General features: G+C 53.1%; 10 protein-coding genes. 4 read left to right on the top strand and 6 right to left on the bottom strand.

Annotated features, from left to right (window positions below; all coding sequences use genetic code 11):
• Positions 1-1320: methionine--tRNA ligase (metG, locus tag KQJ18_RS09990; RefSeq protein ID WP_216421900.1), on the top strand; the 1320-nt coding region annotated here is incomplete at its 5' end.
• 205 nt (positions 1321-1525) lie between these two features.
• Positions 1526-1984 carry a YehR family lipoprotein gene (locus tag KQJ18_RS09985; RefSeq protein ID WP_038641935.1) on the top strand — a complete coding sequence of 153 codons (459 nt, stop codon included), beginning with the start codon at positions 1526-1528 and terminating at the stop codon, positions 1982-1984.
• 44 nt (positions 1985-2028) lie between these two features.
• On the opposite strand, the gene KQJ18_RS09980 is transcribed toward KQJ18_RS09985, so the two are convergent.
• The 3 genes from KQJ18_RS09980 to KQJ18_RS09970 are packed head-to-tail and all read right to left on the bottom strand — an operon-like array spanning position 2029 to position 4947.
• Positions 2029-2499, bottom strand: a complete 471-nt coding sequence (locus KQJ18_RS09980; protein WP_087856170.1) for a DUF1456 family protein — start codon at positions 2497-2499, stop codon at positions 2029-2031.
• A gap of 46 nt (positions 2500-2545) precedes the next feature.
• Positions 2546-3265 (bottom strand): two-component system response regulator BtsR, encoded by a 720-nt coding sequence (gene btsR / locus KQJ18_RS09975; protein WP_038641937.1) that lies wholly within the window; start codon positions 3263-3265, stop codon positions 2546-2548.
• On the bottom strand, positions 3262-4947 hold the full coding sequence (locus tag KQJ18_RS09970; RefSeq protein ID WP_038641939.1) for a sensor histidine kinase: 1686 nt from the start codon (positions 4945-4947) through the stop codon (positions 3262-3264). The genes btsR and KQJ18_RS09970 overlap by 4 nt, the downstream gene beginning before the upstream one ends.
• Before the next feature lie 225 nt (positions 4948-5172).
• On the opposite strand from KQJ18_RS09970, the gene mlrA reads away from it, so the two are divergent.
• Both mlrA and KQJ18_RS09960 read left to right on the top strand, forming a co-directional pair.
• Positions 5173-5904: an HTH-type transcriptional regulator MlrA gene (mlrA, locus tag KQJ18_RS09965; protein WP_042307362.1), complete on the top strand. Its 732-nt coding sequence runs from the start codon at positions 5173-5175 to the stop codon at positions 5902-5904.
• Between the two features lie 51 nt (positions 5905-5955).
• A complete protein-coding gene (locus KQJ18_RS09960) occupies positions 5956-6063 on the top strand; it encodes a protein YohO (RefSeq protein WP_003027354.1) in 108 nt (35 codons plus the stop codon).
• Here the strand turns inward: KQJ18_RS09960 and KQJ18_RS09955 are convergent.
• From KQJ18_RS09955 to KQJ18_RS09945, 3 genes are read right to left on the bottom strand one after another with little or no spacing between them, the layout of a single operon-like run.
• Entirely contained in the window at positions 6044-6775 is a 732-nt protein-coding gene (locus KQJ18_RS09955) for an ABC transporter permease (RefSeq protein ID WP_085047889.1), read from the bottom strand. The two genes, KQJ18_RS09960 and KQJ18_RS09955, sit on opposite strands and share 20 nt — an antisense overlap.
• Entirely contained in the window at positions 6759-7706 is a 948-nt protein-coding gene (locus KQJ18_RS09950; protein ID WP_216421899.1) for an ABC transporter ATP-binding protein, read from the bottom strand. Before KQJ18_RS09950 ends, KQJ18_RS09955 begins: the two co-directional genes overlap by 17 nt.
• Positions 7699-8865 carry an ABC transporter permease gene (locus KQJ18_RS09945; protein ID WP_087855925.1) on the bottom strand — a complete coding sequence of 389 codons (1167 nt, stop codon included), beginning with the start codon at positions 8863-8865 and terminating at the stop codon, positions 7699-7701. Before KQJ18_RS09945 ends, KQJ18_RS09950 begins: the two co-directional genes overlap by 8 nt.
• Positions 8866-8869 lie beyond the last annotated feature (4 nt).

Raw genomic sequence — 8869 nt, 5'->3', positions numbered from 1 at the left:
TTCGGTTTTGAAATCCCGAATGCGCCTGGCAAGTACTTCTACGTCTGGCTGGATGCGCCGATTGGCTATATGGGATCGTTCAAAAACCTGTGCGATAAGCGCGGCGACACCACTAGCTTTGACGAATACTGGAAGAAAGACTCTACCGCCGAGCTATATCACTTCATCGGTAAAGATATCGTCTACTTCCACAGCCTGTTCTGGCCTGCCATGCTGGAAGGCAGCAACTTCCGTAAGCCGACCAATCTGTTCGTACACGGTTATGTGACGGTGAACGGCGCGAAGATGTCCAAATCTCGCGGCACCTTTATTAAGGCCAGCACCTGGCTGAAGCACTTTGACGCCGACAGCCTGCGCTACTACTACACCGCGAAGCTCTCTTCACGTATTGATGACATCGACCTGAACCTGGAAGACTTTGTCCAGCGCGTTAACGCCGATATCGTCAACAAGGTGGTTAACCTGGCCTCCCGTAACGCTGGTTTTATCGCCAAGCGTTTTGACGGCGTGCTGGCGGCAGAACTGGCCGATCCGGCACTGTATAAAACCTTTACCGATGCCGCTGCGGTCATTGGCGAAGCGTGGGAAAGCCGTGAATTCGGTAAAGCTATCCGTGAGATCATGGCGCTGGCCGATGTGGCAAACCGCTACGTTGACGAACAGGCTCCGTGGGTTGTGGCTAAACAGGAAGGCCGCGACGCGGACCTGCAGGCAATTTGCTCGATGGGCATCAACCTGTTCCGCGTGCTGATGACTTACCTGAAACCGGTACTGCCGACGCTGGCTGAGCGTGTTGAAGCTTTCCTGAACAGCGAACTCAGCTGGGATGCTATCGAGCAACCGCTGCTCGGTCACAAGGTCAACACCTTTAAAGCGCTCTACAATCGCATCGACATGAAACAAGTTGAAGCGCTGGTTGAGGCGTCTAAAGAAGAGGTGAAAGCCGCAGCCGCACCGGTTACCGGCCCGCTGGCGGACGATCCGATTCAGGAAACCATCACCTTTGACGATTTCGCCAAAGTTGACCTGCGCGTAGCGTTGATTGAAAACGCTGAGTTTGTAGACGGTTCTGACAAGCTGCTGCGTCTGACGCTGGATCTCGGTGGCGAAAAGCGTAACGTCTTCTCCGGTATTCGTTCTGCTTATCCGGATCCGCAGGTTCTGATTGGACGTCAGACCATTATGGTAGCCAACCTGGCTCCGCGTAAAATGCGCTTCGGTATTTCCGAAGGTATGGTGATGGCGGCGGGTCCTGGCGGGAAAGATATCTTCCTGTTAAGTCCGGACGAAGGCGCAAAACCAGGCCAACAGGTGAAGTAAGACCTATCAAGCGCTGCAATGGCAGCGCTTTTTTTTGCAGTAGCTATTCCCCTAATCTCAAACGCGTCACTTCACTCCATTTTCGGACTGCTCAGCCATCGCGATTAGATTTATTCTATACTGCTTTGCTATTAAGGTCGTACGGGCCCATCAAATTCATAGGCTCTATTATTTTGCATCCGATATTCATGAAATGGAGTTTTACATGACAGCGTTTCAAAAATTAGTTTCTCTTGCCGTAGCGTCGGTTGTCATTTTTTCCCTGACGGGGTGTGGTGATAAAGAAGAGACAAAAACATTTAATGCCAACCTAAACGGCTCGGATATTACCGTCTCTTACACCTATAAGGGCGATAAGGTTCTGAAACAAATCTCTGAAAGCAAAATCAGCTATGCGTCGGTCGGCGCCAGCAATAAAGAAGAAGCAGCAAAAGTATTTGACGCCTTAAGCGCTAAATATCAAAACATCCCTGGCATAGAAGAAAAGCTCACCTATTCAGATACCTATGCGCAGGAAAACGTCACTATCGATATGGAAAAAGTCGATGTAAAAGCATTGCAGGCAATTTCCGGGATGAAGCTGTCTGAGAATACCGATAAAAACATCAGCATGAAGCAAATGCAAACGGTAATGGAATCGGCGGGTTTTAAAGAAGTGAAGTAAACCGTCGGCGACCCGATTTTAATCGTGGTCGCCCGTTTTTCTCGTTATGCTTTCGTGCTATGTACGCGTGCGGTCAAACCGCGCAGGAAATAACGCAGGAACTGATCGCCGCATTCGCGATAGTTTTTATGATCCGGCGCGCGCATCATGGCGGTAATTTCCGGCATCGACACGCGAAATTTCTGCTCGGTCATAATGGCCAGAATATCATCGGTTTTCAGCGAAAAGGCGATACGCAGCTTTTTCAGCACCGTATTGTTATTAACACGACGCTCAAGCGCCAGCTCCGGCGCTGATTCATCTTTCCCACGCAGATGATAAATCAGACCGTTTAAAAAACCGGAAAGAATGATATCCGGGCAACGCACAAACCCGTCTTCATCTTCTTTTGTCATCCAGGTATCAAAACCCGCGGAGGTGGATTCCATGTCAGCAAGCGCAAGAATACGCACCATGTCGTTATTGTTCGCTTTCAGGGTGTAGCGCAGGCTACGAAGAATATCGTTACTTAGCATAGAGCCTTCAACAGTCGGTGATGCAATGGCGCGCAGTGTATCAGTTTTACAGTCCAATCGCCTCTTTTAGGCTTTTAAGATAACGACGACTCACCGGAACGGTCAGCCCGTTACGCAAAATCAGCTCGGCCTGGCCGTTATCTTCCAGTCGGATTTCCTGCAATTGCGCCAAATTCACCAGATATTGGCGGTGGCAGCGCAGGAGTGGCGTACGGCTTTCCAGCGTTCTGAGCGTTAACTCTGTGAACCCCTCTTTGCCATCGCTACTGGTGACATACACGCCGCTCATACGGCTGCTGATAAACGCCACATCATCCATTTGCAGCAAATAAATACGGCTATGACCGCTGCACGGAATAAACTTCAGCGGCTGCTGATGCTCGGGCAGTAGCGATACATCCTGCTTCGTGCGTTCCTGACGTAAACGGCTCAGCGTTTTTTCCAACCGCGCTTCTTCAATCGGCTTGAGCAGATAATCAAACGCGTGTTCTTCAAAGGCTTTGACCGCATACTCATCAAACGCGGTCAGGAAAACAATGTACGGACGATGTTCGGGATCAAGCATCCCGACCATTTCCAGGCCGCTGATACGCGGCATCTGAATATCGAGAAACAGGACATCCGGGTGCAGTTTATGTACCGCGCCGATGGCTTCCACCGCATTCGAACACTCCCCGATAATCTCGATGTCGCTTTGCTCCTGCAACAGGATCCGCAGATTCTCCCGCGCTAACGGTTCGTCATCGACAATCAGCACTTTGATCATGCCTGTTCCTCCAGAGGAAGTCGTAAAGTAATTCGGGTAAAGCGGTCAGGTTCACACGCTACGCTGATGCCAAAATCATCGCCAAACCGCTCGCGTAGTCGCTTATCGACCAGATTCATACCCAACCCGCTGGCCTCAGACGTTGGCTGATACAGCCCGGCATTATCTTCAATATCCAGCATCAGATACTGCCCTTCGCGACGGGCGGTAATCGACACCTCTCCGGTATCCAGTAGTTGAGAGGTACCATGCTTAATGGCATTCTCCACGATGGGCTGCAGGGTAAAAGCCGGTAATTGCTGATGCGAAAGTTCATCAGGCACCGTTAAAGTCACCTGTAGCCGTGACTGGAATCGTGCCTTTTCAATTTGCAAATAGGCGTTCACGTGCTCAATTTCATCGGCCAGTGTGACAATCTCCGACGGGCGTTTTAAGTTTTTGCGAAAGAAGGTCGACAGGTACTGCACCAGTTGACTGGCCTGCTCGCTATCGCGGCGGATCACGGCTTTGATGGTATTGAGCGCATTGAACAGAAAATGAGGATTCACCTGGGCATGCAGGAGTTTTATTTCTGACTGCGTAAGCATTGCTTTTTGCCGCTCGTACTGTCCGGCCAGTATTTGCGCCGAAAGTAGCTGAGCGATCCCCTCCCCCAGCGTGCGGTTGATCGAGCTAAAGAGGCGGTTTTTAGCCTCATACAGTTTGATGGTCCCCATCACCCGCTGATTTTCACCCCGCAGCGGAATCACCAGCGTCGAGCCTAATTTGCATTGCGGATGCAAAGAGCAACGGTAAGGGACTTCATTCCCGTCGGCATACACCACCTCTCCGGTTTCTATTGCCCGTAGAGTGTACGACGACGAAATCGGTTTACCAGGCAGGTGGTGATCGTCACCAATGCCGGTAAATGCCAGCAGCTTCTCACGATCGGTAATCGCCACCGCGCCGATATCCAGCTCTTCGTACAGCACCTGAGCCACCTTCATGCTGTTAACCTCGTTGAACCCCTGACGCAAAATACCTTCCGTAGAGGCGGCAACTTTGAGCGCAGTAGCGGAAAAAGCGGAGGTGTATTTTTCAAACATCGCCCGTTTATCGAGCAATATACGCATAAACAGGGCTGCGCCCACGGTATTGGTGACCATCATCGGGGCGGCAATATTGCTGACCAACCGAAACGCATCATCAAAGGGACGAGCAATTAATAAGATAATCAGCATCTGCACCAGTTCGGCCACAAAGGTAATCGCGCCCGCCGTCAACGGGCTGAAGACTTTATCGGTACGGCCGCGACGAGTGAGCACGCTGTGCACCAGCCCGCCGAGTAAACCTTCCACAATGGTCGAAATCATGCAGCTTAGCGCCGTCATACCGCCCATTGAATAACGGTGTAAGCCACCGGTCAGACCGACTAAACCACCGACTACGGGACCGCCAAGCAGCCCGCCCATCACCGCGCCGATGGCACGCGTGTTAGCAATAGAGTCATCAATGTGCAGCCCGAAATAGGTGCCCAATATGCAGAAAATGGAAAAGGTGACATAGCAAAGCAGTTTGTGCGGGAGACGGATAGTGACCTGCATCAGCGGGATAAACAAACGCGTTTTGCTCATTAGCCACGCGATAACGAGAAACACGCACATCTGCTGAAGCAGCAGCAACACCAGATTAAACTCGTACATACGCGCCAACCACACATCACTTAAAAGCGCGTAACATACATGGGCTGCGCGTAACTTTCTTTGAAGTGTTGCAAAAAAACAGGAATTTGTGAGAACGATCACTCGAAAGCGCGAGTAGGACGACAAACTCACCCCTTCGCTGATCAAAAAACAGACAAAACTACCTGGTTCGTAAAAGAGCGTCTAAAGTAAAACTGGGACCTCGCGAGCAAGAGTGAGACGACGATGGCGCTTTACACAATCGGTGAAGTGGCTTTGCTTTGTGATATCAACCCTGTCACTTTACGCGCGTGGCAGAGGCGTTACGGATTACTCAAACCGCAGAGGACAGACGGCGGTCATCGCCTGTTTAACGACGCGGATATTGACCGGATCCGAGAGATAAAACGCTGGATAAACAACGGCGTTCAGGTCAGTAAGGTGAAAATGTTGCTCAGCAATGAGAACATTGATGTGCATAACGGCTGGCGTGAACAGCAAGAGACGCTATTAAGCTATTTGCAAAGCAATAATTTGCATAGTCTGAGAATGTGGATCAAAGAGCGTGGCCAGGATTATCCCGCACAAACGCTCAACACCCATTTGTTCACACCGTTACGCCGCCGTCTGCAATGTCAGCAGCCGATCCTCCAGGCGTTACTCGGGATCCTCGACGGCGTCCTCATCAACTATATCGCGATTTGTCTGGCCTCAGCGCGCAAGAAACAGGGTAAAGATGCGCTGGTTGTCGGCTGGAACATTCACGATACCACCCGTTTGTGGCTGGAGGGTTGGGTTGCCAGTCAGCAGGGATGGCGCGTTGACGTTCTGGCCCACTCACTGAACCAACTACGACCGGAAATGTTCGAAGGTCGAACCTTACTTGTCTGGTGCGGCGAGAACCAGACGCCCGCTCAGCAGCAACAGCTGAGTGAATGGCGCGCGTTAGGTCACGATATTTATCCACTCGGTATTTAATATTCTATTAACAAAAGTGTACAATCCTTAGATTCACATAAGGAGTGCACAATGAGCGCAGCTAAAATCGGTGTAATAACCCTCTTCCTGCTGATGGCTATCGGCGGTATCGGCGGCGTCATGCTGGCAGGCTACACCTTCATTTTACGTGCCGGGTAAGGTAGCTCGCTAATCGCTCAAATCCGCGATCGACAATCACTGCCGCCAACGCGACCAGCAACGCCCCCTGAATCACATAGGCGGTATTGAATCCGCTAAGTCCGATAATTATCGGCGTGCCCAGCGTATTCGCCCCGACGGTTGAGGCTATCGTTGCGGTGCCGATATTAATGATCACCGATGTGCGGATCCCCGCCAGAATAACCGGTGCCGCCAGCGGCAACTCCACTTTACGCAGGCGCTGCCAGCGACTCATCCCCATCCCGCTGGCGATATCCATCACGCTGACAGAGATGCCTCCCAGCCCCGCCAGGGTTGCCTGTAGGATCGGTAACACGCCATACAGGATCAGCGCGATAACCGCCGGCTCAAGACCAAATCCCATCACCGGCACGGCAATCGCCAGCACCGCGACCGGGGGAAAAGTCTGCCCCACGGCGGCGATAGTTTCCACCATCGGCCTGAACTCTGCCCCCCAGGGCCGGGTTACCGCAATTCCGGCGCCGGTGCCGATGAGTACAGCGATAAGACTCGATATTCCCACCAGCGCAAAATGACTCAGCGCCAGCGTCGTAAAACTTTCCTGCTGATACACGGGACGCGGCAACTCTGGAAACAACGAACTAAACAGGGCCTGACTGTGCGGCAACCCGACCAACAGGATCAGGAACAGGACAACCAGCCACAGCAGTGGATCAGCAAGACGTTTCACGGGGCGGCATCTCCGAAAGCAGATCGCGAAAGTGAAGCGTACCGCAGGACACGCCCTGCTGCGTCACAACCGGCAGGACATCGCATCCCCGCGCCACAAACATCGACAGCGCATCACGCAGCGTCATTTCAGCCACCAGCGGCTCACCGTCTGAATGTTCGCCGCGACGGATAAAATCACCTACTGTACGCAGCGACAGTAACCGTACGCCCAGTTCGCTGCGGCCAAAGAACGTTTGTACGAAATCGTTCGCTGGCGCCGTCAGCATCGACAACGGCGTCCCTTGCTGCACGACCTTACCCGCGTCCATCAGGACCAGATGTTCCGCCAGCCTCAGCGCCTCGTCGATATCATGCGTCACCAATACAATGGTACGCCCCAGAAGACGATGAATACGGGTCATCTCCTGCTGCAGCGCACCGCGGGTGACGGGATCCAGCGCGCCAAAAGGCTCATCCATCAGTAGCACCTGCGGATCTGCCGCCAGCGCGCGTGCAACCCCGACCCGCTGCTGTTGCCCACCGGAAAGCTGATGCGGATAACGGTGACGCAAACTCGCCTCCAGCCCCAACAGCGCCATAAGTTCATCTGTGCGATCATCAATACGCGAACGCGACCACTTTTGTAATTGCGGCACGGTGGCGATGTTCTGCGCGACGGTCCAGTGCGGGAACAAACCGATAGACTGGATCGCGTACCCCATACGCCGCCTTAACTCCAGTACCGGCAGACTGCGAATCTCCTCGCCCGCAAAAAGAATCTGCCCGCGGTCATGCTCGACCAGTCGATTGATCATCTTCAGTGTGGTGGATTTCCCGGAACCCGACGTGCCAATCAGCACCGAAAAGCTCCCCTCCGCCAAATGCAGATTAAGGTCGTCGACGGCTTTTTGCTGACCGTAGGTTTTACTGACATGACTAAATTCAATCATTATTCGTTCCCTTCAGCAGCGCTAGCCCTAAATCAAACAGCGCATCAATCAACACTGCCAGCACAACTACCGGGATCACGCCCAGCAGCACTAAATCAACGGCGCTACTGAGCAATCCCTGAAAGACCAGCGCGCCAAAGCCCCCGGCACCGATCAGTGCGGCAATCACCGCCATCCCTACTGTCTGGATCATCACCACCCGCAAACTGCGCAAGAAGACCGGCAGCGCCAGCGGCAACTGCACCGAGATAAACCGTTGACGCGCGCTCATCCCCATCGCCCGGGCGCTTTCCAGTACATCCTGTGGAACCTGATTCAGTCCAGCCACCACGCCACGTACCAACGGTAAGAGCGCGTACAGTACCAACGCAATAAGCGCGGGTGTCAGGCCGGTTCCCGCAACGCCGAGTGAGCTTAACCAGGGAAAATGCTTAACCAGCCCAGCGAGCGGCGCAATCAACAGGCCAAACAAGGCCACCGAGGGAATGGTCTGGATAATGTTCAGTACGGCGAAAACGGGTCCCTGACGCGAGTCAGAAAAAGAGCACCAAACGCCCAGCGGCACGCCAAGGAATAGCGCGGGTATCACGGTGCCAAACAGAATAGTCAGATGCTGCGCCAGTGCGTCGTTAAAGACATCCTGGCGGTTGGCATACTCTTTAAGCAGGGAAAGATCGTTAAACGTGCCGGACAGTAATAACACTATCGGCATAACAAAAAGTTGCGCATGCAGCACCCATCGCCACAACATCTGACGGGTGATGCGCCGAATGGCGTCACTGGCAGCCAGCAGCATGAATCCGAGACCCAGCCAGAACCCGGAGCCAAGACTGGTTCTGGCCAACGTACTGCCCGTCTGCGCCAGATACGTTGCCGTTGTACCTGCGGTTACCAGCGCCGCAATCACCAACAGCTGGCTGATAACAAGCGTCAATATATTGCCGGATTTGCCCGACACAAAGCACAGAAGAAACAGTAGCAGACAGGCCACCGCCAGTCCCCACGCCATGTCGGGCCTGATATCCCAGAGTTGACGACCTTCGCCGGAAACCAGGCGATTGGGAGCATAGCTAATGAAAGGAAGCGCAGCTGCTGCGAAGGTAAGAAGAACCAGCAGCAACAGCACCCGATTAACCGAGATATTGGACAAAACACCCACCCGC

Origin of the sequence: Citrobacter sp. S55_ASV_140 (genome assembly GCF_018919505.1) — a bacterium.
GTDB classification, from domain to species: domain Bacteria; phylum Pseudomonadota; class Gammaproteobacteria; order Enterobacterales; family Enterobacteriaceae; genus Citrobacter; species Citrobacter werkmanii.
This window is presented reverse-complemented; position numbering and strand designations above follow the sequence as displayed.